The following is a 23,655-nucleotide window of genomic DNA, read 5'->3' as shown; positions in this document are numbered from 1 at the left end:
CCTCAGAATTCCGCGCGGGGGCAGCGGGCGAAGGTCACGTCATGCAGAATGATCTGGTTCATCTGCGGGTCTTCGAAGATCAGGTCCAGCCAGGCCTTCTCCAGCCGTTTCTCGTTCAGCCCGGAATAGGCCAGGTCAAACTCCACCATGGTCTCCGCCCGGTTCAGCGGCAGGTCGCGCACAATCTGTTCGGTATTGGGGCCATGCGTGATGTTGAGCCGGGCAAAGATCTCGATCGGCTTTTCCACCTCGATGGAGGTCGACAGGCGGATCAGATGGTTTTTGCGCAGGTCCGTCAGCACCTCGGCGGGCAGGTCCACGACCAGCGACAGGAAGGTGCCGTCAAAGGCGAAGACATCCATGGACAGGCCGTAGGGGGCCAGGTCCTCCTCCCGGGTGTTGCGACGCTGGCGCAGGGACAGTTCCGACCGGATGCAGTCGTGATGCACGGTCACCTCACCGCCCAGGCGCGAGCGGGAGGCAACGGAGGCGAGGCCCGGGACGGGCAGGGGTGCGCGCCACAGCGCCGGGCGCCAGGACCAGTCGGTGCCATGCGGTACCGGAAAGATGTTGGACCCGCGCGCGGGCAGGGCCAGCCGTTCGTCCGCCTTGCGGATCAGCCGGTCCAGCGGCTGGCGCAGGCTTTTGGCGCGGCTGCGCAGGACCCGCAGGCTGGGAATGTCGAGAGTTTCGGCGGCCTTGGCCGAGGCCGACCATTGGCGCAGCTCGCGCCACAGGAAGAGCCGTTGAAGAAAGGACCGTATCGCCGTTGCCATGGGTGCCTGCAGTGTCCGCTTGCATCGGCGGTCACGCCGCCGTTGCCGTGTTATGCCATGGAAAACCTTGCGCGCCTATTGCGTATTGGCCCGGGGCCCCGCTCAACCGCTTGGTTTCTGGACCGCCAGCGTGTCGCCCGTGGTCGTGCCGGTGGTCGCTTGTCGGATGTTGTTCACCAGCGACAATAGCAGGTCCCGTCCCCCGCGCCCGGTCGCCGCGCCGCCAGGGGTGCTGTAGGCCGCGAGGCCGAGCGTATGGCCGGACACCTGCATGACCCCGCGCCAATGCACGGGCGCGGCCTCCTTCGTGGCGCGCTGGCCGCCGTCGGACAGCTGCACCAGACGCACGCCGCCGACAGTGGACTGGTTGAGGATCTGGGCCGGGCCAAAGGTATCGGCCAGTTGCTGTGCCGTGGGCAGCGGCGTGTCGGGGTCCGACCGGACCGCCGTGACCGTCATGAAGGACAGCGAACTGACCCCCTCGATTTCATCGGAGTTCAGTAGGTCGCACTGAGCAATCAGGGCGAACTGCCGGGGGCCGCTCGGGCGCAGCGATTTGGCGTCGATGCAATAGCCCGCCGGGCCCCGGATGGTCAGCGTGCCCGCATCCAGCTCGGCACTGTCCAGCGCGCTGCCGGTGCTGCCGGGCAGGGTCATCTGACAGCCCGTCAGGGCGACACCGGCCGCCAGCGCGATCAGGGCCGGGGCGCGTGTGCGCCCCCCGGCCCCGTTCCGGTCAAAGATCGGCATAGATGTGCTTTTCGGTCTTGCCACCCGGATGGGTCACGGCGCCGAGGTAGGTCTTGCCGACAAGCTGGGCGTATTTCCACAGCGCGCCGGAGGCATAGATCGTGTCGCGCGGGCCGCTCCAGTCGGCCTTGCGCTTCTCCATCTCCTCGTCGGACAGATCGACGCTGATCGTGCCGTCCACCGCGTTGATGGAGATGATGTCGCCGTCCTTCAGCATGGCAATCGGGCCGCCATGGGCCGCCTCTGGCCCGACATGGCCGACACAGAAACCGCGCGTCGCGCCGGAGAAGCGGCCGTCGGTGATCAGCGCGACCTTCTTGCCCATGCCCTGACCCGAAAGCGCGGCGGTGGTGGCCAGCATCTCGCGCATGCCGGGGCCGCCTGCGGGGCCCTCGTTGCGGATGACGATGACCTCGCCTTCCTTGTATTCCCGCTTCTGCACGGCGGCGAAGGCGTCTTCCTCGCATTCAAAGACGCGGGCGGGGCCGGAGAAGACCTGCTCTTCCGCGCTCATCCCTGCGACCTTCACGATGGCGCCTTCGGGGGCGAGGTTGCCCTGCAGGCCGACAACGCCGCCGGTCTTGGTGATCGGGGTTTCGATCGGGTAGATGACCTTGCCGTCCGCCTTGCGGGTGACGGTGTCCAGCTCCTCGCCGATGGATTTGCCCGAGGCCGTCACGCAGTCCTCGTGGATCAGACCCGCCTTGCGCAGCTCGTTCATCACGACGGGGATGCCGCCGACGTCGAACAGATCCTTCGCCACGTGCTCGCCGCCGGGCTTGAGGTTCACGAAGTAGGGCGTGTCGCGGAAGATTTCGCAGACGTCCTGCAGGGTGAACTCGATCCCCGCCTCGTGCGCGATGGCGGGCAGGTGCAGACCGGCGTTGGTCGAGCCGCCGGTGCAGGCCACGACGCGGGCGGCGTTTTCCAGCGACTTACGGGTGACGACGTCACGCGCGCGGATGTTCTTTTCGATCAGGTGCATGACCGCGCGGCCCGAGGCCTCGCCGTACTGATCGCGGCTCTCGTAGGGGGCCGGCATGCCGGAGGAGTTGAGCAGCGCAAGGCCGATGGCTTCGGAGACGCAGGCCATGGTATTTGCGGTGAACTGACCGCCGCAGGCGCCCGACGACGGGCAGGCGACGCGTTCCAGGATATCCAGCGCGGCGTCGGACATGGTGCCGTTCTGGTGACGGCCGACCGCTTCGAACATGTCCTGCACGGTCAGGTCGCGGGTCCGGAAATCCTCGGGGATCTCGTCTATCTGGGGCGCCTTGCCCGGCAGGATCGACCCGCCGTAGATGAAGACCGACGGCACGTTCAGGCGCACCATGGCCATCATCATGCCCGGCAGGGATTTGTCGCAACCCGCAAGGCCCACGATCGCGTCGTAGCAGTGGCCGCGCATGGTCAGTTCGACGGTATCCGCAATCGCCTCGCGCGAGGCCAGCGACGACCGCATGCCCTCGTGCCCCATGGCGATGCCGTCGGTGACGGTGATGGTGGTGAATTCACGCGGCGTGCCTTCGCGGGCCTTCACGCCCAGCTTCACGGCCTGCGCCTGACGGTTCAGGGCGATATTACAGGGGGCGGCTTCGTTCCAGCAGGTGGCCACACCGACGAGCGGCTGGTGAATTTCCTCTTCGGAAATGCCCATGGCATAGAGGTAGGAGCGGTGCGGCGCGCGTTCCGGTCCTTCGGTCACGTAACGGCTGGGCAGCCGGGATTTGTCAAACTTTGTCATCTATGCCTCCCCGGGGTGTCTGGCTGAAACGGGGATAAATGACGCGCCGGGGGCAGACAAGGCCGATTACAAGGCCGATTGCGGCCCCCGCGCCGGGGGGATAGCGTCGCGCTCATGAATTATCAGGCACATGACATCCTGACCGGGCAGGCCCAGCCCCGCGCGGAACTGTGGCGGACCGGCATTGGGGTGCTGATCCTGGTGGCCGGCACGCTGGTCCTGACGGCGGTCTGGGTCATGGCGGTGCCGCTCTTCGGGCCGCCCGGGCCGGGCCGGCTGATCCCGGGGGAAACGCCGACCGGGATGATCTGGATCCTGGCTTCCTTCCTCTGCCCGCTGGTCATGCTGGCGCTGGTGATGCGGACGCTGCACGGGCGGACCCTCGGGTCGCTGATCGGGCCGCTGCCCCTCGCCGGGCAGCAGTTCCTCCGCGTGCTGCCGGTGCCCCTGGGGGTGCTGGGTCTGGCGCTGATCCTGCCTTCGCCCGGGGGGCATGACCTGGTGGCGAACCTGCCGCTCTCCGCCTGGCTGGTCTGGCTGGGGCCCGCCCTGCTGCTGCTGGTGGTGCAGGTCGGGACGGAGGAGCTGATCTTTCGCGGATACCTCCAGTCGCAGCTGGCGGCGCGGGTCCGGTCTCCTCTGGTCTGGCTGGTCCTGCCCTCGCTGGTCTTCGCGGTGCTGCATTTCGACGCCACCGCCGGGGCAAACCGCTGGCTGATCGTCGGGGTCACCGGGCTCTTCTCGCTCTGCGTGGCGGATCTGACGGCGCGGGCGGGGACGCTTGGCCCCGCGATGGCGCTGCATCTGGTCAACAACTTCGGCTCGCTGATGTTGGTCGGGGCCATGGGGCCGATGCAGGGGCTGGCGCTGTATGTCGTGCCGGTGGATATGTCCGATCCGGTGCTGCGCCCGGCGCTGGTGGCCGAAGCCCTGCTGATCATCATCATGTGGCTCGGCGCGCGGATCGTATTGAGACGGTGAGATGAATGGCTATCACCCGCATGAGGCCCATGTCGCCCCGGCCCGTGGGTCGGCGGCGCTGCTCCATACCATCGTGGGGTTCTGCGCGATCGAATTCCTTTACGGGCTGGCGCGGGATGCGCTGGATTTCGCGGCGTTCAACCTGATGCCTGTGGCGGTTGGCGAGTTGCTGGATCGGGTCAGCGCGGCGGCATTGCTTTACGATCTCTTCGCCTTTCTGCTCCTCGCGGCGGTGGTGGTGCTGGTCGTGCGGCTGGTGCATCGCCGGGGGCTGGCCAGCCTTCTGGGGGATCGCCGCCGCCTCTGGCGCGACGGGCTGCGCGGCACGCTTGGGGGTGTGGCGCTCTTCGCCGCGCTGGAATTCGTCATGCCATGGTGGGACCACGGCGCGGCGACGCGCCAGTCGCTGGCCACCTGGGCGCAGATCCTGCCCTGGGCGCTGCTGGCCCTGCTGGTGCAGACCACGGCGGAGGAGATCTTCTACCGTGGTTACCTGCAACAGCAGATCGCCGCGCGCTTTGCCTCGCCGCTGGTCTGGATGACGGTGCCGAACATGGCCTTCGCGGCGGTGCATTGGTTCAACGGAGAGGCCTTTGCCGATTCCGTGCAATATGTCCTCTGGGCCTTTGCCTTCGGGCTGGCGGCCAGCGACCTGACCGCGCGCACAGGCAGCCTGGGGGCGGCGATCGGGTTTCATCTGGCCAACAACATCTTTGCCTTCCTCATCGTCGGCGAGGCGGAAAGGATGGACAGCGGCCTTGCGCTCTTCCTGCTGCCGTCGCTGCCGGAGGGGCTGCTGGACGTGCCTGCGCCGCCCGGGCCGATCCTGTCGCTGGCCTTCGGATCCGACCTGCTGATCCTGGCGCTGGCTTGGCTGGCGGTGCGGGTGGCGATCAGGCGTTGATTGCATTCCGGCCTGTTAGCGCCTATCTCGACAGAAATCCGCAACCGTTCTGGACCCGCTATGAACTGGATCACGAACTACGTCCGCCCGAGGATCAACTCGATCTTCTCGCGTCGCGAAGTACCTGAAAACCTCTGGTCGAAATGTACCGAATGCGGAACCATGCTGTTCCATCGGGAATTGTCGGAGAACCTGAATGTCTGCACCTCCTGCGGGCATCACATGGGGATCACGCCGCGCGCCCGGTTCGAGGCCCTGTTCGACGGCGGCGTCTTTGTCGAGGTGAAAGTGCCGGACCCGGTGGCCGACCCGCTGCATTTCCGCGACCAGAAGAAATACCCCGATCGGATGAAGGCGGCGCAGCGCGACACGGGCGAGCATGAGGCGATGCTGGTGGCCGAGGGCGAGATCGGCAGTACGCCGATCGTCGCGGCAGCGCAGGACTTTTCCTTCATGGGCGGCTCCATGGGGATGTATGTCGGCAATGCCGTGATCACCGCCGCCGAGCGCGCGGTGAAGCTGAAGCGCCCGCTGATCCTCTTTTCCGCCGCCGGCGGCGCGCGGATGCAGGAGGGTATCCTGTCGCTGATGCAGATGCCGCGCACCACCGTGGCGATCCAGATGCTGAAAGAGGCCGGGCTGCCCTATATCGTCGTGCTGACGCATCCGACGACGGGCGGGGTGACGGCCTCCTATGCGATGCTGGGCGATGTGCATATCGCCGAACCCAATGCGCTGATCTGCTTTGCCGGGCCGCGGGTGATCGAACAGACGATCCGCGAAAAACTGCCCGAAGGCTTCCAGCGCGCCGAATACCTGCTGGATCACGGAATGCTGGACCGGGTCACCGTCCGGACCGCCATGCGGGACGAACTGATCACCATCACCCGGATGCTTCTGGGCCTGCCGCCCGCGGTGAAGGGCAACCTGCCGAAACCCGAACCGGAGCCGGAGGCGCTGCCCGACCCCGGGCAAGAGCCCCCCGCGAGCGAGGCCAAACCAGCGGCGGAGCCCAAAAAGTGACGAGCCAGGGCTCGGACGTCATCCTGGAGCGGATGATGTCGCTGCACCCCAAGGTGATGGACCTCGTGCTGGATCGCGTCTGGCGGTTGCTCGACGCGCTCGGCAACCCGCAGGACAATCTGCCGCCTGTCATCCATATCGCCGGAACCAACGGCAAGGGCTCGACCCAGGCGATGATCCGGGCCGGGCTGGAGGGCGCGGGGAAGCGGGTCCATGCCTATACCTCGCCGCATCTGGCGCGGTTTCACGAACGCATCCGGCTGGCGGGCGAACTGATCACCGAGGATCACCTGACCGAGGTGCTGGACGAATGCTATGCCGTGAACGGCGGCGACCCCATCACCTATTTCGAGATCACGACCTGCGCCGCCCTGCTGGCCTTTTCGCGGGTGGAGGCGGATTACACCTTGCTGGAGGTCGGCCTTGGAGGGCGGCTGGATGCGACCAACGTGATCCCGCGCCCGGCGATGACGGTGATCACCCCGGTCTCCATCGACCACACGCAGTACCTGGGCGACACGCTGGAACAAATCGCGGGCGAAAAGGCCGGGATCCTCAAGCGCGGCGTGCCCTGCGTGGTCGGCCCGCAGCAGGACAGCGCTCTGGAGGTGATCGAACGTCAGGCGGCGCGTCTGGGTGCGCCGCTGATCGCGCAGGGTCAGCACTGGCATGTCTGGGACGAACGCGGGCGGCTGGTCTTTCAGGACGAGAGTGGGCTGCTCGATCTGCCCCTCCCGGCCCTGCCCGGGGCGCATCAGATCGACAATGCCGGGGCGGCGCTCGCCGTGCTGCGCGGGCTCGGGTTCGACGACCGCGCGGCGGAGGCGGCGATGACCGACGTCCGCTGGCCCGCCCGGATGCAGCGCCTGCGCGCCGGGCCGCTGGTCACAGCGGCGGGCGAGGCGGAGCTCTGGCTGGACGGCGGGCACAACGCCTCCGCCGGGGAGGCGCTTGGGCGGTATCTGGGCGGATTGCCCACGCGGCCGACCTACCTGATCTGCGGGATGCTCAATACCAAGGACGTGCGCGGTTACCTCCGCCCGCTGGCGCCGCATGTCGCCCGGCTCTGCGCCGTGTCGATCCCCGGCGAAAGTGCGACGCTCAGCGCCGCGGAGACGGCAGGGGCCGCGCGGTCGGTCGGTATGGTCGCGGACGAGGCCGCGTCGGTGCGCGCGGCGCTCGACGGCATTGTGGCGCAGGATCCCGGCGCGCGGGTGCTGATCTGCGGATCGCTCTATCTGGCGGGCGAGGTTCTGCGCGAAAACGTGCAGCCAGGTTAACGCGCGGTTTCATTTTCGCGCTCAGGCCAGAAAATTTCGCTGATTCGGTAAAAAGCGAATCACAAGGCATTGACCGATTCGCGATGATTCGCCTAAGTTGGGAGCCAGATGTTGTACAGGCAAGTCGCCATCCGGGACCTCCGCCCTCCAGTCTTCATACAGCGGCAGTCCAAGTAAGGGTGGTGTGCAGCACTACCTCGGGCACAATATGAGGGGGCCGGTTCAACGGTCCCCCATTTGCCGTTAACCAGTTGACAGCTGTCAACTTTCCGGCTCCGCACCCCAACCCGCATCCTGCATCTCGCGCAGGCGGCTTGCCGTGCGTTCGAACTCGAAAACGCCCTCACCCTCGATATAGAGCGATTCGGGCTCGTCGGCGGCAGAACAGATCAACCGCACCTTCGCCTCGTACAGCGCGTCGATCAGGGTGACGAAGCGTTTCGCCTCGTTGAAGTTCGACCGGCCGAGGCGCGGGATGTTTTCCAGGATAAGGACCTTCACCGCCTCGGCAATGGCCAGGAAATCGCCCGGTCCCAGCATCTGCCCACAGATCTCGTGAAAGGTCGCCCGGCCGACACCGTTGCGATAGGCGGGGATCGTCACCTCCCGCCCCTTGACGGTCAGCACCAGTGGCTCGCCCCCGCCGCCCGTCAGATCGGTCCAGATCGCCTCGATCTCGGCCCGGGCCTCGGCGTTGACGGGGGTGAAATAGACTTGCCCGCCGGACAGGCGGTTCTGGCGGTAATCCTTCGGGCTGGCCAGTTCGTGGATGACCATCCGTTCCTTGATGAGGTCGATGAAGGGCAGGAAGAGCTGCCGGTTCAGCCCGTTCTTGTACAGATCATCCGGCACGCGGTTGGAGGTGGTGATGATCACCACCCCGCGATCCATCAGCGCCTCGAAGAGGCGGCCGACAATCATCGCATCGGCGATATCTGTGATCTGCATCTCGTCAAAGGCCAGCACGCGCAGCCCCTCGGCGACCTTGTCGACCACGGGGGCCAGGCTGTCCTCGACCCCGGTCTTGCGGGCCTCGTGCAGCCCGGCCTGAATCTCCTGCATGAAGGCGTGGAAATGCACCCGGCGGACCGGCACCTGCAGGCTTTCCACGAAGAGGTCCATCAGCATCGACTTGCCGCGCCCGACCCCGCCCCAGAGGTAGAGGCCCCTTGTCTCCACCACCGTCTTCCTGCGAAAGAGGCCGCGTTTTTCCGGTTTGGCTTCCAGGCCCGTCAGGATGCGGTCGAACTCCGGCAGGACGGCCTCCTGCGCCGGGTCTTCGTGCAGCTCTCCGCTCCGGATGCGGGCTTGGTACAGGTCGCGCATGGTATGGCTCATGATGCCTGTTACCGCGCGGCAGGCACGGGGAAAAGAGCAGCGTTGCAAATGCGGGAGATCACAAAGGGTGAATTGCGCCCCGCCGCGCTTTGGGATTGGATGCGTCTGCATTCATCCCCCGGAGTCGCGCCATGACCTTGCCCCGCCTCATGACCCCCGTTCTGATCGTCGGCTGCCTCATCATTCTGGTGAGTTTTGCCGTGCGTGCCTCCTTCGGCGTGTTCCAGATCCCGATCGCGAATGAGTTTGGCTGGGCGCGGGCGGATTTCTCTCTGGCCATCGCGATCCAGAACCTCGCCTGGGGGATCGGGCAGCCGATTTTCGGCGCCTTCGCGGAAAAACTGGGCGACCGGCGGGCCATCATCCTGGGCGCGGTGATCTATGCGGCGGGGCTGGTGCTCTCGTCCTTTGCGGTGACGCCCACGCAGCATCAGTTGCTGGAGGTGCTGGTCGGCTTCGGCGTGGCCGGGACCGGGTTCGGCGTGATCCTGGCGGTGGTGGGGCGCGCGGCCTCCGACGAGAACCGGTCGATGTCGCTGGCCATTGCCACGGCGGCGGGCAGCGCGGGGCAGATCGTCGGCGCGCCCTTCGCGGAATACCTGCTGGGCCAGATGCCCTGGCAGAGCGTTTTCCTGATCTTTGCGGTGATGATCTTGGCGGTGATCCTGCTGCTGCCCTTCATGCGCGCGCCGGTGGCCGCGTCGAAGGCAGAGCTGGAGGAGAGCCTGGGGCAGATCCTTGTCCGCGCGGGCAAGGACCCGACCTTTTCGCTGATCTTCCTCGGTTTCTTTTCCTGCGGTTATCAGCTGGCCTTCATCACCGCGCACTTTCCGGCCTTCGTGACCGAGATGTGCGGGCCGATCCTGCCGGGTGGTGTGCTGCACAATATCGGGATCACCACGACCTCGGCGCTTGGGGCGGTGTCGATATCGCTGATCGGGCTGGCCAATGTGGCGGGGACGCTGACGGCGGGCTGGCTGGGCAATCGCTATTCCAAGAAGTATCTGCTGGCTGGGATCTATACGCTGCGGACCATCGTGGCTGCGGTCTTTATCCTGATGCCGATCACCCCGGCGAGTGTGCTGATCTTCTCGGTCGCCATGGGCGGGCTGTGGCTGGCCACGGTGCCGCTGACCTCGGGCCTGATCGCGCATATCTACGGGCTGCGCTACATGGGGACGCTTTACGGCATCGTCTTCTTCTCGCACCAGCTGGGCGGGTTCCTGGGCGTCTGGCTGGGTGGGCGGATGTATGACGTCTATGGCGATTACAACCTGGTCTGGTGGATCGGCGTCGGCGTCGGGGCGTTCAGCGCGATCGTGCATCTGCCGGTGCGGGAGAAGCGGGATCCGGTGGCGCTGGCGGCGTGAGGTTGGGTGAGGCGGTTACACCTTAAGATTAAATTTGAAGCCAATTTGCGCGCTTGGATCAGAAGTCCCGCCCGGCGGCACGCCGGGCTGCGCCGACCCGCCCCCGTCGCACCAAAGGTGCGCCAAAATAGACTGGCACGCCTTTGGCGTGACGGGCGGCGCATTTGCGCCACCCCGCGGGACGGCGCAGCCCTTACCAATTCGCGACAGACGTTAATGGATAGTGTTCTGCTAACCGAGCGCGACACCGACCTCTAGCCACTCACTCCCGCGCATCCCCAAAGGCCCGCGCCACTTCGCGCGGGTGCGTGATCGGCATCCAGTGGGTGGCCCCTTCGATCTGGGTCTGGATGGCGATGCGGTTCCAGCGGGTCAGGTTGCCCATGCCGGCCAGGGGGATCGTCGTGTCGCTGGTGCCCCAGATCGACAGCACGGGCACATCCACGCGGCTGAGCTTGCGGTGTTCGTATTCCCGCTCGTCCCGCAACACGTGGCGGAGGGACGACAGCACCGCCGGGATGAAGCCGCGCCAACCGAGCTGCGCCGCCTGTGCCGCGGCGATTTCCGACAGCTCGGGGTGTGCGTCGGCCAGCCGTTTCGCGCCGTCCCGGAAGGTGCGCGGGAAGATTGCATGGGCGATCCAGTCGCCGATTTTGCCCATGTCGCGCATGTTGCGATAGAGGCTCTTCGGAAAGCCGCCGAAGCCTGCCGGGGCCACCAGCACAAGCTGGCGGATCCGGTCGGGGTGGCGGGCGGCAAAGCAGGTGGCGATCACCCCGCCCATGGAGTAGCCGAAGAGCGTGATGTCATCGGCGACCTTCTCATGGGCCAGCAGATCTTCGAGCTGCTGGACGAAGAAGGCATCGTCCTGTTTGCCCTCGGGGCGGTCGGAATAGCCCCGGCCGTAGAGGTCATAGACCAGGACACGATAGCCCATGTCGGCCAGTTCCCCGGCCAGCTGATGCCAGACGAAACCGGGGGTGGTCAGCCCGTGGACACAGACGGCCACCGGGCCGCGCACGCCGCCGTACCATTGGTAATGGGTGATGCCCTGGGGCAGTTCGGCCAGGCTGCCCGGCGCCTCGACCCGGGCGGCGTCGTCCATGACGGGACGACGCTGTTCGATGAGGAAGGGAGTGACCGCAACAGCGACGAGAAGGAGAAGCAGAAACCAGATCATCGGGCGTCTGTCCAGGCGGTCAGGATATGCCGGGCGGTCATCAGGTCCAGATGCGCGCCGCCGCCGTTCTTGAACAGGGTGATGTCCTCGGGCGCGCGGGTGAAGTCCGGCAGCTGATAGTAATCGGCGACGATATCCTCTTCGGTGATCGCGCCGGAGCCGATGGCGAGGGCAATCTCGCCGATGTGGTGCACGGTGGTGTCGCGGCTGTCGACGAAGATGCGTGCACGGCGCATGGTGTCGTCGTCGGCCTCGCGCATGTCGGGGCGATATGCCCCGATCAGATCAATATGCTGACCCGGGCGCAGCCAGGCCCCGTTCAGCACCGGCACCGTGCCGGAGGTGGCGCAGGCGACTATATCGGCCTCGCCCACGGCCTCGGGCAGGTCGATGGCTGTGGTGGTGTGGGGGAAATCGGCGGCCAGCGCCTCCGCCTTGGTGGCGGTGCGGTTCCAGATGGCGAACTGCGCCTCGGGGAAGGCGGCGCCATAGGCCTCGCGCAGCGAGCGGGCCACGGCCCCGGCGCCGATGATGAGGATCTGCCGGCTGTCCGGCCGTGCCAGGCGGCGCGCGGCAAGAAGGCTGTCGGCGGCGGTCTTCCACTTGGTGACGAGGTGAAAGTCGATCATCGCCTCCAGCGTGCCGTCCCGATCCGACAGCAGGCTCATCATCCCGTTGACGGTGTCCAGCCCCCGGTCGGAATTGCCCGGAAAGATCGTCGCGGCCTTGATCGCCAGCCCCAGCCCGTCGATCCAGGCCGACCGGGTCAGCAGCGTGTCCTTGTCGCGGTAGAGGAAGCTGTCGGCGACCTCGGCCCGGGGCATGTCGTGCCCGGCGGCCAGGGCATCGGAGAGCGCAATCCAGTCAAGGACCTTCTCACCCTCCTCGAAAGAGATGATCGGCATGCTCATGCCGCCTGATCCTGCCGCAGCAGCTCCTCCGCGACCAACCGGTCGATCCAGCCTGCGGGGCCGTCGAACAGATGCGTCTGCCACCCGCGCGCGGCGGCCACGGCGATATTGTCCGCCCTGTCATCGACGAAGAGCAGCGTTTCGGGGGGCAGGCCGCAGTCTTCCTCGACCATGTGGTAGATCTGCGGGTCGGGTTTGGTCACGCCCATGCGGCCGGAGATATAGGGGCGGTCGAATTCGCTCAGGAAGTCGTACTGCGTGCAGGCGAAGTCAAAGCTGCCTTTGCCGAAGTTCGACAGGGCAAAGACCGGCACGCCATTTTCCCGTAACGCCCGCAGTGCCCGCACCGAGGGCTGGATGGCGGGGGAGGCCATTTCGATCCAGCGGTCGTGCCAGAGGCGGATATCATCGCGGAAGGCGGGGTTGGCCTCGGCCGTGTCGTAGATCGTCTGGCGGAAGTCCTGGCCGCGGTCGACGCTTTCGTTCATCCCGTGCAGGTCGACCTCGGCGAAGAGGGCCTTGCGCCGGGCCTCGCCGATCGCGCCGTCGTAGAACCGTTCGGGGTTCCATTCGAGCAATACGTTTCCGATGTCGAAAATGACCGCCTTGATCGTCATGATGGCCCTTGCCCTTCGCGTTCTGCCGCGCGGATTTCGCGTTCCAGCGCGTCCAGAAAACGGGAGCGGTCAGTCTTTGTAAAGCCCTTGCCCGATCCCTTGGCGAACGGGTCGGCGGCGCGGATATCGGTCATCAGGTCCCGCATGGCGAGCTGGGCGCCGATGTTGGCCTCAGTCAACCGCTCGCCATTGTGGCGCAGGACACGGGCGCCGGAGGCGACGCATTTCGCCGCCAGGGGCATGTCGGAGGTCACCACCACATCCCCGCGCCCCGCCTGTTCGGCGATCCACTTGTCCGCCTCGTCCGGTCCGGCGTCGACGATGACGACCTCCACCAGCGGGTTGGCGGAGGGGCGCAGGCCGCCGTTGCAGACCAGCTTCATCGCCACCCTGTTGCGGGTGGCGACGCGTTCGGCCTCTGCCTTGACGGGGCAGGCGTCTGCATCGACGTAGAGGGTCACGCGTAGAGCGCCTCGGCGTGGAAGGCGACGTGATCCTCCATGAAGGTCGAGACGAAGAAGTAGCTGTGGTCATAGCCCTTCTGCAGCCGCATCTGAATCGGCTGACGCCGCGCGGTGGCGGCGGAGGCGAGCCGGTCGGGGTTGAGCGCGTCGAAGAACTGATCCGAGGTGCCGGTGTCGATCAGGATCGGTCCGTCAAAGCCCGTCTCCTCCATCAGGAGCGTCGCATCGTGGCGCGCCCAGAGGCTTTCGTTCGCGCCGAGATAGGCGGTCAGCTGCTTGCGGCCCCAGTCGGTCCGGGTCGGGTTGCAGATCGGCGCAAAGGCGGAAACGGAGCGGAAGCGGCCGGGCAGGGACATGGCCATGGTCAGCGCGCCATGGCCGCCCATGGAATGGCCGGTGATCGACTGGCGGTCCGGGTCGATGGCGAAACGGGCGGTCAGCAGGGCGGGCAGTTCCTCGGCCACGTAGTCCCACATCTGGTAATGCTTCGCCCAGGGGTCCTGGGTGGCGTTGACGTAAAAGCCCGCGCCCTGGCCCAGGTCGTAGGCCGGGTCATCCGCCACGCTCTCGCCGCGCGGCGAGGTGTCGGGGAAGCAGAGCGCAATCCCCTGTTCGGCGGCCCATTGCTGCGCGCCCGCCTTGGTCATCGCGTTCTCATGGGTGCAGGTCAGGCCGGAGAGATACCACAGCATCGGCACGGGGCCGTCCTGCGCCTCTTCGGGCAGGAACAGGCCGAAGGTCATGTCGCAGTTGGTGGTCGTGGCGGCGTGGGTGTAGACACCCTGGGTGCCACCGAAGCAGCGGTTTTCGGACAGGGTTTCCATTCAGGTCTCTTTCGGATTGACGGTGAGGATTTCGGTGATCGGTTTCTTGAGCGTCGCGGCCCGGGGGATCGTGGCGTCCGGCGCGGCGTGACCGACGGCGAGGATCATGATGGGTTTTTCGTGATCGGGACGACCGCAGATTTCGGTCAGGAATTTCATCGGGTTGGGCGTGTGCGTCAGGCTATAGAGCCCGGCGTGGTGCAGCGCGGTGATGAGGAAGCCGGTGGCGATGCCGGTGCTTTCGGGGACGTAGTAGTTCTTGAACCGCGTGCCATCGGGGCGCAGCCCGTAGCGCTGCGCAAAGATGACGATCAGCCAGGGGGCCTCCTCCAGGTGCGGCTTGGAGACACCGGTGCCGATCGGCTCCAGCGCCGCGAGCCATTCATCGCCCGCGCCGCCGTCGTAGAATTTCTGTTCCTCCTCCTCCGCCGCCTTGCGGATCCGCGCCTTGAGCGTTGGGTCGGAGATGGCGACGAAATGCCAGGGCTGATGGTTCGCGCCGGAGGGGGCGAGGCCTGCGGTGGCCACCGCGGTTTTGATCACGGCCAGATCGACCGGTCGGTCGGAAAAGTCGCGCAGGGTGTGGCGGGTCTTCATTCGCGCGTGAAAGGCCTGCGCGCCGGAGAGGCTTTCGACCTCGTCCAGGTCCTGCCGGTCGGGCAGGGGCAGCGCCTCAAAGGCGGGCGTGGCGTCTGATGGCATTGGGGCCTCCGTTTTGTCGGTTTGTCCCTGACGGCGGGGGGCGGGTCAAGGGTGGGGGCGCTGCCCCCGTCCTGCGGACTCCCCCGAGATACTTCTGGCAAAAAGAAAGCCCCGCGTCGTCCGGCGCGGCGTCGGGTCTCGCGTTCACGATCTTCTGACCGCGTGCGTTATTTTCTGCAATTGCGATTGGTGTCGCTTGCGCCATCTAAACAGGTGAGTCTAGATTGGCAGGAGCTGTCAGGGAGGGATCCATGGGCGTCACACGCCCCGTCATGCGAACAGGTCGCAAGTTCGGCCAGGTGCTGGAGGGCGCGCGCGAGGTCTTTCTGGCGGAGGGCTACGAGGGCGCCAATGTGGATGACATCGCCCGGGCGGCGGGGGTCTCCAAGGCGACGCTCTATAGCTATTTCCCGGACAAGCGGCTGCTGTTCATGGAGGTGGCCCGGGGCGAATGCCAGCGGCAGGCCGAGGGGGCGATGCGGCTGGTGCAGCCGGATCTGCCGCCGCGCGAGGTGCTGTTGGCGGGCGCGCGGCAGATCGTGGAGTTCTTCAATTCGCCGATGTCGCTGTCGATCTTTCGCATGTGCGTGGCCGAGGCGGACCGGTTTCCGGAGCTGGGGCGGGAATTCTATCGCAACGGGCCGATGATCGCGCGGAACATGCTGGCGGATTATCTGAAATGCGCGACCGAGAACGGGTTGCTGCAGGTCGAGGATACGGAGCTGGCGGCGGAACAGTTCGCCGAGCTTTGCAAGGCCGGGATTTTCACGCAGCGTCTGTTCGGCGTGGCGGGGGAGTTGTCGGCGGAGTGGTGCGAAAAGGTGGCGCAGTCGGCGGTGGAGATGTTCCTGGCGCGGTATGGCGCAGCGGGGGCGACCGGGTGTTGCGCCCCCGAGACGTCAGATCCTAGTCGAGCCGACGCACCATGAGCTGATTGCCGGGCCCGCGTTTGGTTTCCAGCACCTTGATCTCTCCGACCAGGTCCGAGAGTTTGCGCTTGCCGTAGGAGCGGGTGTCGAAATCGGGGTTTTCGGCGGTCAGATACTGGCCGAGTTGGCCCATGGTGACCCATTCGTCGTCGGTGTCGATCTTGTCCATCGCGCGCAGGATGAGAGGCTGGGCCTCGGTCGGTTTCTTCTTGGTCGCGGGTTTGTCCGGTCCCTTGTCCTGGGCGGGTTCCTCGACGATGTTCTCGATCAGGATAAAGCGGTTGCAGACATTGCGCAGGCTTTCCGGCGCCTTGGATTCCCCGATCCCGATCACGTCGAGCCCCTGTTCGCGGACCCGGTTGGCGAGCGCGGTGAAATCGCTGTCGGAGGAGACCAGGACGAAGCCGTCAAAGCGGCCGGTGTGCAGGATGTCCATCGCGTCGATCACCAGGCCGATGTCGGAGGCGTTCTTGCCCTTGGTGTTCGCGGTTTCCTGATGCGCCACGAGGCCCAGGGCGCGGACCTGTTCGGTCCAGGGGCGCAGCCGGTCCGACCCCCAGTCGCCATAGACCCGCCGCAGCGCCGGTTCGCCGAAGGAGGTGATTTCCTTCAGGATGGCCTGGGCGTAGCGGGCGGGGATATTGTCGGCGTCGATGAGGACGGCGTAGAGCGGGCGTGTTTCGGGCATGGTGGGCCTCCTTCCCTCCCACATAGGGTGGCGCGGCGGAGATGGCCACAGGCGATTGGTCAGGGGAAATGCTCAGGGGGCGGCCTGGTTGCGGGTCCGCTTGATATGGGCCGAGATCGCCTCCGCCAGGTGGTCGAAGACGTGGCGGATACGGCGGGAGGACTGCAATTCGCGATGTGTCACCAGCCAGATGGGGTAGGTGAAGGCGCGTTCGCCGGGCAGCAGCAGGTCCACGTCGGGGGTGACGCGGCCCAGGTCGTCGCTCATCAGCCCGATGCCGAGGCCGGCGCGGACCAGTTCCCACATGACCAGCCCGCTGTCGGTGCGGTAGCGGATGTTCTGTTCCGGGATGGGGATATCGAAGCTGGCCATGGTGGCGGCCATGCCCTTTGCGTCGAGGAATCCGACAAAGTCATGCCGGGCGAGGTCGGCGCGGGTCTGCGGGCGGCCGCGCCGTTCGAGGTAGGCGGCGGCGGCGTAGAAGCGCCCGTGCCCCTCGCCTAGCAGGCGGGCGGTCAGGTTGGGATCTTCGGGGCGGACGTGGCGGATGGCGATGTCGGCCTCGCGCCGGGACAGGTCGCGGAGGTCGTTGGCGGAGACGACCTCTATGTCGATCTCGGGTGTCTTGCGGGCCAGATCGGCGATGATGCGTGGCAGGAGATGGGCGGAGAAGACATCCGATGCGGTGACGGAGACGGTGCCGCGCAGTGCCTGGCTCTGCCCGGTCGCTGTGAGGGCGGCGCGTTCGGCGGCGGCGCCCATCTCCCGCATGTGGATCAGCAATTGCTGGCCCGGGTCGGTGAGGATCAGCCCGCGCCCGGCCCGGTCGAAGAGCGCAACGCCGAGCTGGTCCTCCAGCGCGGTGACCTGGCGGCCCACGGTCGGCTGGGTCTGGCCAAGCGCACGGGCGGCGGCGGAGAGGGAGCCGTGTTCGGCCGTGGCCAGGAAGGCACGGGCCTGGTTCCAGTCAAAGGATGCTGCGGGCCAATTCATGCGTATTTGTATGCCTTTTCTGCGAAATCAGGCAATTCTTATATGGTCGGCGTATGGGTAAACAGGGTTGAGCGTTGTGATGGAGAGCGAGATGACAGCGGAAACTTTCTGGGACGGGGTCGCGGCCTCCTATGCGAAACGGCCGATCGCGAACATGGATCAGCATGACCGGACGGTGGACCGGTCGGCGGCCTATCTGACGCCGGAGGCGGAGGTGCTGGAGGTCGGCTGCGGCACCGGGACCATCGCGATGAGGCTGGCGCCCTCGGCGCGGCATGTGCTGGCGACGGATGTGAGCGGCAAGCTGCTGGAGATCGCGCGGGAGCGGCAGGCGGAGCGCGGGGTCGAGGGGGTCACCTTTGCCCGGCACGGGATCATGGATCTGCCGGAGGGGCAGTATGACATGGTCGCGGCCTATAACGTTCTGCACCTGATCGAGGATATCGACGGGGCGGTGGCGGAACTGGCGGCGCGGGTGAAGCCCGGGGGCGTGCTGGTGACGAAGACCGGCGTGCTGGGCGAGAGCTGGCGCGGGCGAATGCTGCGCGTCGTGATCGGGGCGATGCAGCTGGTCGGCAAGGCGCCCTATGTCGGGTTCCACAAGGTGCGCGATGTGGACGCGCTGATGGAGAGGCACGGGCTGCAGATCGTGGAATCGGAGACCATGGGCGGCGCGGTCGGCGTGCGGTTCCTCGTGGCGCGGAAGGTGTGATGGTCGGGTGACGTGCGGTCGCCTAGCGCCGGGGCCGTGCGTGTTGGTGGGTGTCGGGGTCCCGGCGCAGGGCCGGGACGTGGTGCGAGTGCGAGATCTGAAAACGGTGCGTGCCCCGGACTTGTGCCGGGGCCGCCAGTTTCTTCGGGCGGGGTCCTTTTTGTCTCGTTGCGCGCGGGGTCCCGGCGCGGGGGCCGGGACGTGGTGTCGTGTGGGGGCGACGAGTGGATGGCGCGGAAGGTGTGACGTGAAAAGGGGCGCCGCAGCGCCCCTTTGCCTTGATGCGATCGGGTTATCCGTTACCCGGCATCCAGCGGTGCGAAGTAGCGGAAGTAGACCACGGGGGGTGTCTGCTCGCCGCCCGAGCCGCGGTTGCCTGCCGTGCCGGTCTCCGCTTGCGAGGTGCGGGTGTCCTCTTCGGAGGAGCCCGAGGCGTCTGCGTTGGTGCCGCTCTGACGTGCTGCATTGCGGAATTTTTCGTAGGCCGAGGACCAGCCTTCGGTGCCTGCGTCGGAGAATTCCTGCGAGCTGATGGTGCCGGAGGCATCGGCATCAAGACCGTCATATTCCATGTTCAGCACTTCGGAGATGTCATTCTTCATGCTCGATGCGTTCGACCATTCCTCTTCGGAAATGTCGCCGCTCTGGTCATCGTCGAACATGCGGAACTGCCGGGCCGAGCGGGACGCGGTTTCCTCGTCGCTCATGGAGGTGATGTCGTTGTCCTCAAACCCGGCGGGCACAAAGACGTAACGGCGCAGCAGAAGTATCGCATCCGGGTTGTCGCCGGCCGCGGCCTGCTGACGCGCATCGTGGGTCGCGCCCATGTATTCCTGGGTGTCCACGGCACCGTTGCCGTTGGTGTCGAGCCCGGCGAAATCGGGGATTTCGGCGTTTTCGCCACCGGATTTCGGGGTGTCGCCGCCCACGGCGCTGCGGGCGCTCTGGTTCATGCAGTCGACATATTCGGCGCGCGACAGCTCGCCGTTGCCATCGGCGTCGAGGGCGTTGAAGGTCTGATCACGGACCGCGGTCACTTCGTCCTGCGAAATGATGCCGTCGCCATTGCTGTCGGAATTGACAAAGCCGTTCTTGCAGATCGAGTCCGCACCGGCGGTCACCTGTGGGGTGGCGGTGTTGGAGTTGGACGCGCTGGACGAACTTTCGGTCGCGGCCATGGCCGGAGTGGCCAGCGCGAGTGTCGCGAGTGTGATTGCTGTATGTGTCTTGCGGATCATGCTTTCTCCTCCTTGTGTGGTGAGGTGGAGCCGGGCGCCTCCCGGCCCCTCGACCTGCCAACAGGGGGAGAGGCGCAATGTTCCAGCAGTGAAAATAAGGATGGATCCGGCGATCCGACGGATCTGCAATCGGGGGAGAGACGGGGGCAGATGGGTGCGGAGCACCCATCCTACGGTTTGTTTCGGGAGTGGGATGCGCGATGTGCCCCGGCCTTGTGCCGGGGCCGCGTGGGGTCATGGCACCGGGGTCCCGGCGCCGATCAATACAGCACCACCGAGCGGATCGACTCGCCCGCGTGCATGAGATCGAAGCCCTTGTTGATGTCGTCCAGCGACATGGTGTGGGTGATCATCGGGTCGATCTCGATCTTGCCGTCCATGTACCAGTCGACGAACTTCGGCACGTCGGTCCGGCCCTTGGCGCCGCCGAAGGCCGTGCCCTTCCAGACCCGGCCGGTGACCAGCTGGAACGGACGGGTGGAGATCTCGGCCCCGGCGGGGGCGACCCCGATGATGACCGACACGCCCCAGCCACGGTGCGAACATTCCAGCGCGTCGCGCATGACCTGCACGTTGCCAGTGGCGTCAAAGCTGTAGTCCACGCCGCCGATCTGGTCCGCGCCGCGTTTGGTCAGATCGACGATGGCCTGCACGGTGTTGTCGACCTTGGTGGGGTTGACGAAGTGGGTCATGCCGAATTTCTTCGCCATCTCGGCCTTGTCGTCGTTCAGGTCGACGCCGATGATCATGTCGGCCCCGGCCATGCGCAGGCCCTGGATGACGTTCAGCCCGATCCCGCCCAGACCGAAGACCGCGGCGGTGGAGCCGATCTCGACCCCGGCGGTGTTGATCACGGCGCCGATGCCGGTGGTCACCCCGCAGCCGATGTAGCAGATCTTGTCGAAGGGGGCGTCGTCGCGCACCTTGGCCAGCGCGATCTCGGGCATCACCGTGTGGTTGGCGAAGGTCGAACAGCCCATGTAGTGATGGATCGGCGTGCCATCGAGCATCGAGAACCGCGTGGTCCCGTCGGGCATGAGGCCCTGTCCTTGCGTGTTGCGGATCGCGGTGCAGAGGTTGGTCTTGCCGCTGAGGCAGGAGGGACATTCACGGCATTCCGGAGTGTAGAGCGGGATCACGTGGTCGCCGGGCTTCAGCGTGGTGACGCCTTCGCCGACTTCCATCACCACGCCCGCGCCCTCGTGGCCGAGGATGGCGGGGAAGATCCCCTCGGGGTCGGCACCGGAGCGGGTGAATTCGTCGGTGTGGCAGATGCCCGTGGCCTTGATCTCGACCAGGACCTCCCCGGCCTTCGGGCCGTCGAGGTTGACCTCCATGATCTCAAGGGGTTTCCCGGCCTCTAGGGCGACGGCGGCTCTGGTGCGCATGAGATGTCCTTTCGGATGCAGGTTGGCCCACCTTGCGGCAGGCTGGACAGTGTTTCAATCATCTAACGCGGTGCGGTGTGGCCGGAAAGACCAGATTTTCCGGGCGATGATATCGCGTCATGGTTGCATTGGATGGTTGCACCGGGCGGGTTGTGGGCGCAAAGTGGCGCAAGTTTGAAGACGGGGATCAGGAGTGGGGCAGATGCGGGCAGTGATGGTGTTTTCTGCGGTTCTGGCGCTGGCCGGCTGCAGGGAGGCCGAGGTGATCGAAGCCGGACAGGATGCCTGCGGCGCGTCGGGCTATGGCGATCTGCTCGGCAAGGGCCGGGCGGCGATTGTCGAGGCCGGGCTGGTCGAGGGGCCGGACCTGCGGGTCTTTGGCCCCGGGGCGGCGCTGACGATGGATCACCGGCCCGGGCGGCTGAATATCGAACTGGATGCAGACGGCCGGATCGTGGCCGTCCGCTGTGGCTAGGGCGCGCGCGCCGCTGCGCCGTCAGAGACGGTAGGGTTTGTGGCAGGCCCCGCAGGCGCCGCCGATCTGGCGCATGCCGGTGGCGACCCCGCTGGCCGATCCCGCGTCCAGCGCCTGCGCCGCGGATTTCAGCGCGGTGGCCTTGGCGGTGAAATCGGCCCAGTTCTGCCAGACCTTCGGGCTGGCTTCCGACGCCGGGTCGGTGGCCTGGTCCTGGAAGGCGGCGGGGATCTTGCCGGAGAGGGAGACGAGCGCGGCCCTGGCGGCCTCGGCCTCGGTCTTCGAATAGGTGGCGGGCTGTTTCGCCATGTTGCCGAGCACGCCGGTGGCCTGCTTGATCTCTTTCATCATCTGCATGCGGGCCTTCACGGAAGGGTCCTTGGCTTTGTCATGGGCGATCGCGCCTGTGGCGATGAGGCAGAGGATCAGGGTCAGGTGGCGTGGTTTCATCGGGATCTCCTTTTTCTGCTGTGACCATGGCGGGTTGCACGGGGAGAGGCCAGTGGACTCGACTCCGGGTCACGGGAGGTTTATCTGTGGAACATATCATGAACATTCGTTGCTGACCCATGCCCGCTGCCCGCCGCATCCTCTCTCTCTGGTTTCCCCGGATGGGGGCCGACCGCCTGCTGCGGCAGATGCGGGGCGATCCGGCGCTGCCCTTTGCGGTGGTGGCGACGCAGGGGGCGGCGCAGATGCTGCATTCGCTCTCGGCCGGGGCCACGGCGGCGGGGCTGGTGCGGGGTCAGCCGTTGCGCGATGCGCTGGCGATGTGCCCGGATCTGGTGACACGGCTGCGCAACCCGCAGGCGGAGGGGGCGTTTCTGGCCGGTCTGCGCAGATGGGCGGGGAAGTATTCGCCCTGGGTCGGGATCGCCGGGGAGGAGGGGCTGTGCATCGACATCACCGGCTGCGCGCATCTCTTCGGCGGGGAGGAGGCGCTGCTGCGTGCGGTGGACGAGGACTGCGCCGGGCTGGGGCTGACCGTGCGGGCGGGGGTGGCGGACACCCTGGGCGCGGCCTGGGCGCTGGCGCGGTTTGCCGGGGTGGATGCGGGGCATCACCGCAGCGGTGACGCGGTGGATCAGGAGGCCCGGGCGACCCGGTCGCGGGCGGCCAAGCGGCGGCACTGGGAACGCGGCGGGGCGGCGCCCCGGATCAAGGCGGCGGGGCTGGAGGGGCAGCGGATCGCCGCGCCGGGCCAGACCCGCGCGGCCCTTGCCGGGCTGCCGCTGGCGGCGCTGCGGCTGGAGGACGACGTGGTGGCGCAGCTGTCGCGGCTGGGCCTGCGGCGGGTGTCGGATCTGGTCGACCAGCCGCGCGCGCCGCTGTCGCGCCGCTTCGGGCCGCGGCTGGTGCTGCGGATCGACCAGGCGCTTGGCCATGTGCCCGAACCCGTCTCGCCGGTGGCGGAGGCGCGGCCCTTTGCGGTGCGGATGACCCTGCCCGATCCGATCGGGCTGACCGAGGATATGCTGGCCGGGCTGGACCGGCTGCTGCCGCGGCTGTGCGACACGGTCGGCAAGGCGGGGCGCGGGGTGCGGCTGATCCGGTTGCAGGCCTATCGGACGGATCAGACGATGCAATGGGTCAGCGCCGGGCTGGCGCGCGCCACGGCCGATCCTGAACGCATCCGGCCCCTGCTGGCAATGAAGATCGAGGAGATCGACGCGGGCCATGGCATCGACATGCTGCGGCTGGAGGCGGTGCAGACCGAACCCGTCTCCGCGCGGCAGCCCGTGGGGCATCTGGAGGCGGGGCAGGTGATCGCGGACCGGCTGGCGGCGAATACGGCGCATGACGATCTGCTGGCGCGGATCGGGGCGCGGGTCGGGATGGAGCAGATCACCCGCTGGCACCCGGCCTCCTCGCATATTCCCGAAAAGACGGCGCTGGTGCTGGCGGCGGCCTGGTCGGAGCCGGTGGAGAGCTGGCCGGAGCCGCCGGTGCCACGCCCGCTGCTGCTGTGGCGGCCGGAGCCGGTGATGGCCCCGGAGCACCCGCGCCTGACCGGCCCCTTCCGCTGGCGCGGCCGCGACCTGATGCCGGTGGAGACCGTCGGGCCGGAGCGGATCGCGCCGGAATGGTGGCTGGACGACCCGCAGTGGCGGTCGGGCGTGCGGGATTACTGGCGCGTGACGGTCGAGGGGGGCGAGCGGCTGTGGCTCTTCTTTGCCCATGGGGCGGCGATGTCGGCAGGATGGTTCTGCCAGGGGCGGTTTGCGTGAGGGGGTGGCGTAACCCCCTCACCCCAGCCCTCTCCTGCAGAGTCACAGTTGAAGTGCAACAGCGATAAGGTGCTGTTGCGATGGGACGAAACTATGAACATCTGAGCGCGGAGGATCGCCTGTCGATCTTTCGCGGCCTC

The 23,655-nt window shown here is 66.8% G+C and carries 24 protein-coding genes; 9 read left to right on the top strand and 15 right to left on the bottom strand.

What is annotated here, in order from left to right; translation table 11 throughout:
- Nucleotides 1-2: 2 nt before the first annotated feature.
- From ACFC2Y_RS04820 to ilvD, 3 genes are all read right to left on the bottom strand, one after another.
- Nucleotides 3-776 carry a DUF6478 family protein gene (locus ACFC2Y_RS04820; RefSeq protein WP_375174386.1) on the bottom strand — a complete coding sequence of 258 codons (774 nt, stop codon included), beginning with the start codon at nucleotides 774-776 and terminating at the stop codon, nucleotides 3-5.
- 102 nt (nucleotides 777-878) lie between these two features.
- Nucleotides 879-1,526 (bottom strand): hypothetical protein, encoded by a 648-nt coding sequence (locus tag ACFC2Y_RS04815; RefSeq protein ID WP_375174387.1) that lies wholly within the window; start codon nucleotides 1,524-1,526, stop codon nucleotides 879-881.
- The gene (gene ilvD, locus ACFC2Y_RS04810) at nucleotides 1,513-3,270 is read right to left on the bottom strand and encodes a dihydroxy-acid dehydratase (RefSeq protein WP_375174388.1); all 1,758 of its coding nucleotides are present in this window, start codon (nucleotides 3,268-3,270) and stop codon (nucleotides 1,513-1,515) included. Before ilvD ends, ACFC2Y_RS04815 begins: the two co-directional genes overlap by 14 nt.
- A 114-nt stretch (nucleotides 3,271-3,384) precedes the next feature.
- Here ilvD and ACFC2Y_RS04805 point away from each other — a divergent pair, with 114 nt between their 5' ends.
- From ACFC2Y_RS04805 to ACFC2Y_RS04790, 4 genes are read left to right on the top strand one after another with little or no spacing between them, the layout of a single operon-like run.
- Entirely contained in the window at nucleotides 3,385-4,251 is an 867-nt protein-coding gene (locus ACFC2Y_RS04805) for a lysostaphin resistance A-like protein (protein ID WP_375174389.1), read from the top strand.
- 1 nt (nucleotide 4,252) lies between these two features.
- A complete protein-coding gene (locus tag ACFC2Y_RS04800) occupies nucleotides 4,253-5,155 on the top strand; it encodes a CPBP family intramembrane glutamic endopeptidase (protein WP_375174390.1) in 903 nt (300 codons plus the stop codon).
- Nucleotides 5,156-5,215: 60 nt separating this feature from the next.
- Complete coding sequence (accD, locus tag ACFC2Y_RS04795; RefSeq protein ID WP_375174391.1) at nucleotides 5,216-6,178, top strand: acetyl-CoA carboxylase, carboxyltransferase subunit beta; 963 nt, start codon at nucleotides 5,216-5,218, stop codon at nucleotides 6,176-6,178.
- A gap of 32 nt (nucleotides 6,179-6,210) precedes the next feature.
- Nucleotides 6,211-7,458, top strand: a complete 1,248-nt coding sequence (locus ACFC2Y_RS04790; RefSeq protein ID WP_375174431.1) for a bifunctional folylpolyglutamate synthase/dihydrofolate synthase — start codon at nucleotides 6,211-6,213, stop codon at nucleotides 7,456-7,458.
- A 261-nt stretch (nucleotides 7,459-7,719) separates the two neighbouring features.
- Here ACFC2Y_RS04790 and zapE read toward each other — a convergent pair whose 3' ends face one another.
- Entirely contained in the window at nucleotides 7,720-8,796 is a 1,077-nt protein-coding gene (gene zapE / locus ACFC2Y_RS04785; RefSeq protein WP_375174392.1) for a cell division protein ZapE, read from the bottom strand.
- 131 nt (nucleotides 8,797-8,927) lie between these two features.
- On the opposite strand from zapE, the gene ACFC2Y_RS04780 reads away from it, so the two are divergent.
- On the top strand, nucleotides 8,928-10,166 hold the full coding sequence (locus ACFC2Y_RS04780; RefSeq protein WP_375174393.1) for an MFS transporter: 1,239 nt from the start codon (nucleotides 8,928-8,930) through the stop codon (nucleotides 10,164-10,166).
- A 262-nt stretch (nucleotides 10,167-10,428) separates the two neighbouring features.
- Here the strand turns inward: ACFC2Y_RS04780 and ACFC2Y_RS04775 are convergent, their stop codons facing one another.
- Genes ACFC2Y_RS04775 through ACFC2Y_RS04750 form a run of 6 tightly spaced genes read right to left on the bottom strand, consistent with a single transcriptional unit; the run spans nucleotide 10,429 to nucleotide 14,864 of the window.
- Complete coding sequence (locus ACFC2Y_RS04775) at nucleotides 10,429-11,346, bottom strand: alpha/beta fold hydrolase (protein WP_375174394.1); 918 nt, start codon at nucleotides 11,344-11,346, stop codon at nucleotides 10,429-10,431.
- A complete protein-coding gene (locus tag ACFC2Y_RS04770; RefSeq protein ID WP_375174395.1) occupies nucleotides 11,343-12,257 on the bottom strand; it encodes an ornithine cyclodeaminase family protein in 915 nt (304 codons plus the stop codon). The genes ACFC2Y_RS04775 and ACFC2Y_RS04770 overlap by 4 nt, the downstream gene beginning before the upstream one ends.
- A complete protein-coding gene (locus ACFC2Y_RS04765) occupies nucleotides 12,254-12,874 on the bottom strand; it encodes an HAD family hydrolase (protein ID WP_375174396.1) in 621 nt (206 codons plus the stop codon). The genes ACFC2Y_RS04770 and ACFC2Y_RS04765 overlap by 4 nt, the downstream gene beginning before the upstream one ends.
- The gene (locus ACFC2Y_RS04760; RefSeq protein WP_375174397.1) at nucleotides 12,871-13,335 is read right to left on the bottom strand and encodes a YaiI/YqxD family protein; all 465 of its coding nucleotides are present in this window, start codon (nucleotides 13,333-13,335) and stop codon (nucleotides 12,871-12,873) included. Before ACFC2Y_RS04760 ends, ACFC2Y_RS04765 begins: the two co-directional genes overlap by 4 nt.
- A complete protein-coding gene (gene fghA, locus ACFC2Y_RS04755) occupies nucleotides 13,332-14,162 on the bottom strand; it encodes an S-formylglutathione hydrolase (protein ID WP_375174398.1) in 831 nt (276 codons plus the stop codon). Before fghA ends, ACFC2Y_RS04760 begins: the two co-directional genes overlap by 4 nt.
- Nucleotides 14,163-14,864, bottom strand: coding sequence for a nitroreductase family protein (locus ACFC2Y_RS04750; protein WP_375174399.1), 702 nt, complete (start codon nucleotides 14,862-14,864; stop codon nucleotides 14,163-14,165).
- 251 nt (nucleotides 14,865-15,115) lie between these two features.
- Here ACFC2Y_RS04750 and ACFC2Y_RS04745 point away from each other — a divergent pair, with 251 nt between their 5' ends.
- Nucleotides 15,116-15,793: a TetR/AcrR family transcriptional regulator gene (locus ACFC2Y_RS04745; RefSeq protein ID WP_375174400.1), complete on the top strand. Its 678-nt coding sequence runs from the start codon at nucleotides 15,116-15,118 to the stop codon at nucleotides 15,791-15,793.
- On the opposite strand, the gene ACFC2Y_RS04740 is transcribed toward ACFC2Y_RS04745, so the two are convergent.
- Together ACFC2Y_RS04740 and ACFC2Y_RS04735 are read right to left on the bottom strand one after the other, a co-directional pair.
- Entirely contained in the window at nucleotides 15,771-16,481 is a 711-nt protein-coding gene (locus ACFC2Y_RS04740) for an NYN domain-containing protein (RefSeq protein WP_375174401.1), read from the bottom strand. The two genes, ACFC2Y_RS04745 and ACFC2Y_RS04740, sit on opposite strands and share 23 nt — an antisense overlap.
- Before the next feature lie 72 nt (nucleotides 16,482-16,553).
- Nucleotides 16,554-17,474, bottom strand: coding sequence for a LysR family transcriptional regulator (locus ACFC2Y_RS04735; RefSeq protein WP_375174402.1), 921 nt, complete (start codon nucleotides 17,472-17,474; stop codon nucleotides 16,554-16,556).
- Between the two features lie 91 nt (nucleotides 17,475-17,565).
- Here ACFC2Y_RS04735 and ACFC2Y_RS04730 point away from each other — a divergent pair, with 91 nt between their 5' ends.
- Nucleotides 17,566-18,186: a class I SAM-dependent methyltransferase gene (locus ACFC2Y_RS04730; protein ID WP_375174403.1), complete on the top strand. Its 621-nt coding sequence runs from the start codon at nucleotides 17,566-17,568 to the stop codon at nucleotides 18,184-18,186.
- Between the two features lie 299 nt (nucleotides 18,187-18,485).
- Here ACFC2Y_RS04730 and ACFC2Y_RS04725 read toward each other — a convergent pair whose 3' ends face one another.
- Nucleotides 18,486-19,424 carry a hypothetical protein gene (locus ACFC2Y_RS04725; protein WP_375174404.1) on the bottom strand — a complete coding sequence of 313 codons (939 nt, stop codon included), beginning with the start codon at nucleotides 19,422-19,424 and terminating at the stop codon, nucleotides 18,486-18,488.
- A gap of 260 nt (nucleotides 19,425-19,684) precedes the next feature.
- Nucleotides 19,685-20,812 carry an S-(hydroxymethyl)glutathione dehydrogenase/class III alcohol dehydrogenase gene (locus tag ACFC2Y_RS04720; protein WP_375174405.1) on the bottom strand — a complete coding sequence of 376 codons (1,128 nt, stop codon included), beginning with the start codon at nucleotides 20,810-20,812 and terminating at the stop codon, nucleotides 19,685-19,687.
- 202 nt (nucleotides 20,813-21,014) lie between these two features.
- Here ACFC2Y_RS04720 and ACFC2Y_RS04715 point away from each other — a divergent pair, with 202 nt between their 5' ends.
- Entirely contained in the window at nucleotides 21,015-21,287 is a 273-nt protein-coding gene (locus ACFC2Y_RS04715; RefSeq protein WP_375174406.1) for an I78 family peptidase inhibitor, read from the top strand.
- Between the two features lie 21 nt (nucleotides 21,288-21,308).
- Here the strand turns inward: ACFC2Y_RS04715 and ACFC2Y_RS04710 are convergent, their stop codons facing one another.
- The gene (locus ACFC2Y_RS04710) at nucleotides 21,309-21,737 is read right to left on the bottom strand and encodes a c-type cytochrome (protein WP_375174407.1); all 429 of its coding nucleotides are present in this window, start codon (nucleotides 21,735-21,737) and stop codon (nucleotides 21,309-21,311) included.
- Nucleotides 21,738-21,856: 119 nt separating this feature from the next.
- Between ACFC2Y_RS04710 and ACFC2Y_RS04705 the strand changes: the two genes are divergently transcribed.
- A complete protein-coding gene (locus ACFC2Y_RS04705; RefSeq protein ID WP_375174408.1) occupies nucleotides 21,857-23,515 on the top strand; it encodes a DNA polymerase Y family protein in 1,659 nt (552 codons plus the stop codon).
- Nucleotides 23,516-23,655: the final 140 nt, after the last annotated feature.

This window comes from Pseudooceanicola sp. (genome assembly GCF_041987405.1).
In the GTDB taxonomy this organism is placed as follows: domain Bacteria; phylum Pseudomonadota; class Alphaproteobacteria; order Rhodobacterales; family Rhodobacteraceae; genus Pseudooceanicola.
Note: the sequence above shows the minus strand (reverse complement) of the source record. Positions and strands in the feature narration are given on the sequence as shown.

What these genes read in the sequence shown, in the direction of transcription:
- fghA (WP_375174398.1), bottom strand. Translation starts at nt 14,162, where the DNA reads ATGGAAACCCTGTCCGAAAACCGCTGCTTCGGTGGCACCCAGGGTGTC.
- zapE (WP_375174392.1), bottom strand. Translation starts at nt 8,796, where the DNA reads ATGAGCCATACCATGCGCGACCTGTACCAAGCCCGCATCCGGAGCGGA.
- ACFC2Y_RS04715 (WP_375174406.1), top strand. Translation starts at nt 21,015, where the DNA reads ATGCGGGCAGTGATGGTGTTTTCTGCGGTTCTGGCGCTGGCCGGCTGC.
- ACFC2Y_RS04750 (WP_375174399.1), bottom strand. Translation starts at nt 14,864, where the DNA reads ATGCCATCAGACGCCACGCCCGCCTTTGAGGCGCTGCCCCTGCCCGAC.
- ilvD (WP_375174388.1), bottom strand. Translation starts at nt 3,270, where the DNA reads ATGACAAAGTTTGACAAATCCCGGCTGCCCAGCCGTTACGTGACCGAA.
- ACFC2Y_RS04705 (WP_375174408.1), top strand. Translation starts at nt 21,857, where the DNA reads ATGCCCGCTGCCCGCCGCATCCTCTCTCTCTGGTTTCCCCGGATGGGG.
- ACFC2Y_RS04710 (WP_375174407.1), bottom strand. Translation starts at nt 21,737, where the DNA reads ATGAAACCACGCCACCTGACCCTGATCCTCTGCCTCATCGCCACAGGC.
- ACFC2Y_RS04770 (WP_375174395.1), bottom strand. Translation starts at nt 12,257, where the DNA reads ATGAGCATGCCGATCATCTCTTTCGAGGAGGGTGAGAAGGTCCTTGAC.
- ACFC2Y_RS04790 (WP_375174431.1), top strand. Translation starts at nt 6,211, where the DNA reads ATGATGTCGCTGCACCCCAAGGTGATGGACCTCGTGCTGGATCGCGTC.
- ACFC2Y_RS04775 (WP_375174394.1), bottom strand. Translation starts at nt 11,346, where the DNA reads ATGATCTGGTTTCTGCTTCTCCTTCTCGTCGCTGTTGCGGTCACTCCC.
- ACFC2Y_RS04740 (WP_375174401.1), bottom strand. Translation starts at nt 16,481, where the DNA reads ATGCCCGAAACACGCCCGCTCTACGCCGTCCTCATCGACGCCGACAAT.
- ACFC2Y_RS04800 (WP_375174390.1), top strand. Translation starts at nt 4,253, where the DNA reads ATGAATGGCTATCACCCGCATGAGGCCCATGTCGCCCCGGCCCGTGGG.
- ACFC2Y_RS04765 (WP_375174396.1), bottom strand. Translation starts at nt 12,874, where the DNA reads ATGACGATCAAGGCGGTCATTTTCGACATCGGAAACGTATTGCTCGAA.
- ACFC2Y_RS04815 (WP_375174387.1), bottom strand. Translation starts at nt 1,526, where the DNA reads ATGCCGATCTTTGACCGGAACGGGGCCGGGGGGCGCACACGCGCCCCG.
- ACFC2Y_RS04745 (WP_375174400.1), top strand. Translation starts at nt 15,116, where the DNA reads ATGGGCGTCACACGCCCCGTCATGCGAACAGGTCGCAAGTTCGGCCAG.
- ACFC2Y_RS04780 (WP_375174393.1), top strand. Translation starts at nt 8,928, where the DNA reads ATGACCTTGCCCCGCCTCATGACCCCCGTTCTGATCGTCGGCTGCCTC.
- ACFC2Y_RS04725 (WP_375174404.1), bottom strand. Translation starts at nt 19,424, where the DNA reads ATGATCCGCAAGACACATACAGCAATCACACTCGCGACACTCGCGCTG.
- ACFC2Y_RS04735 (WP_375174402.1), bottom strand. Translation starts at nt 17,474, where the DNA reads ATGAATTGGCCCGCAGCATCCTTTGACTGGAACCAGGCCCGTGCCTTC.
- accD (WP_375174391.1), top strand. Translation starts at nt 5,216, where the DNA reads ATGAACTGGATCACGAACTACGTCCGCCCGAGGATCAACTCGATCTTC.
- ACFC2Y_RS04820 (WP_375174386.1), bottom strand. Translation starts at nt 776, where the DNA reads ATGGCAACGGCGATACGGTCCTTTCTTCAACGGCTCTTCCTGTGGCGC.
- ACFC2Y_RS04730 (WP_375174403.1), top strand. Translation starts at nt 17,566, where the DNA reads ATGACAGCGGAAACTTTCTGGGACGGGGTCGCGGCCTCCTATGCGAAA.
- ACFC2Y_RS04720 (WP_375174405.1), bottom strand. Translation starts at nt 20,812, where the DNA reads ATGCGCACCAGAGCCGCCGTCGCCCTAGAGGCCGGGAAACCCCTTGAG.
- ACFC2Y_RS04805 (WP_375174389.1), top strand. Translation starts at nt 3,385, where the DNA reads ATGAATTATCAGGCACATGACATCCTGACCGGGCAGGCCCAGCCCCGC.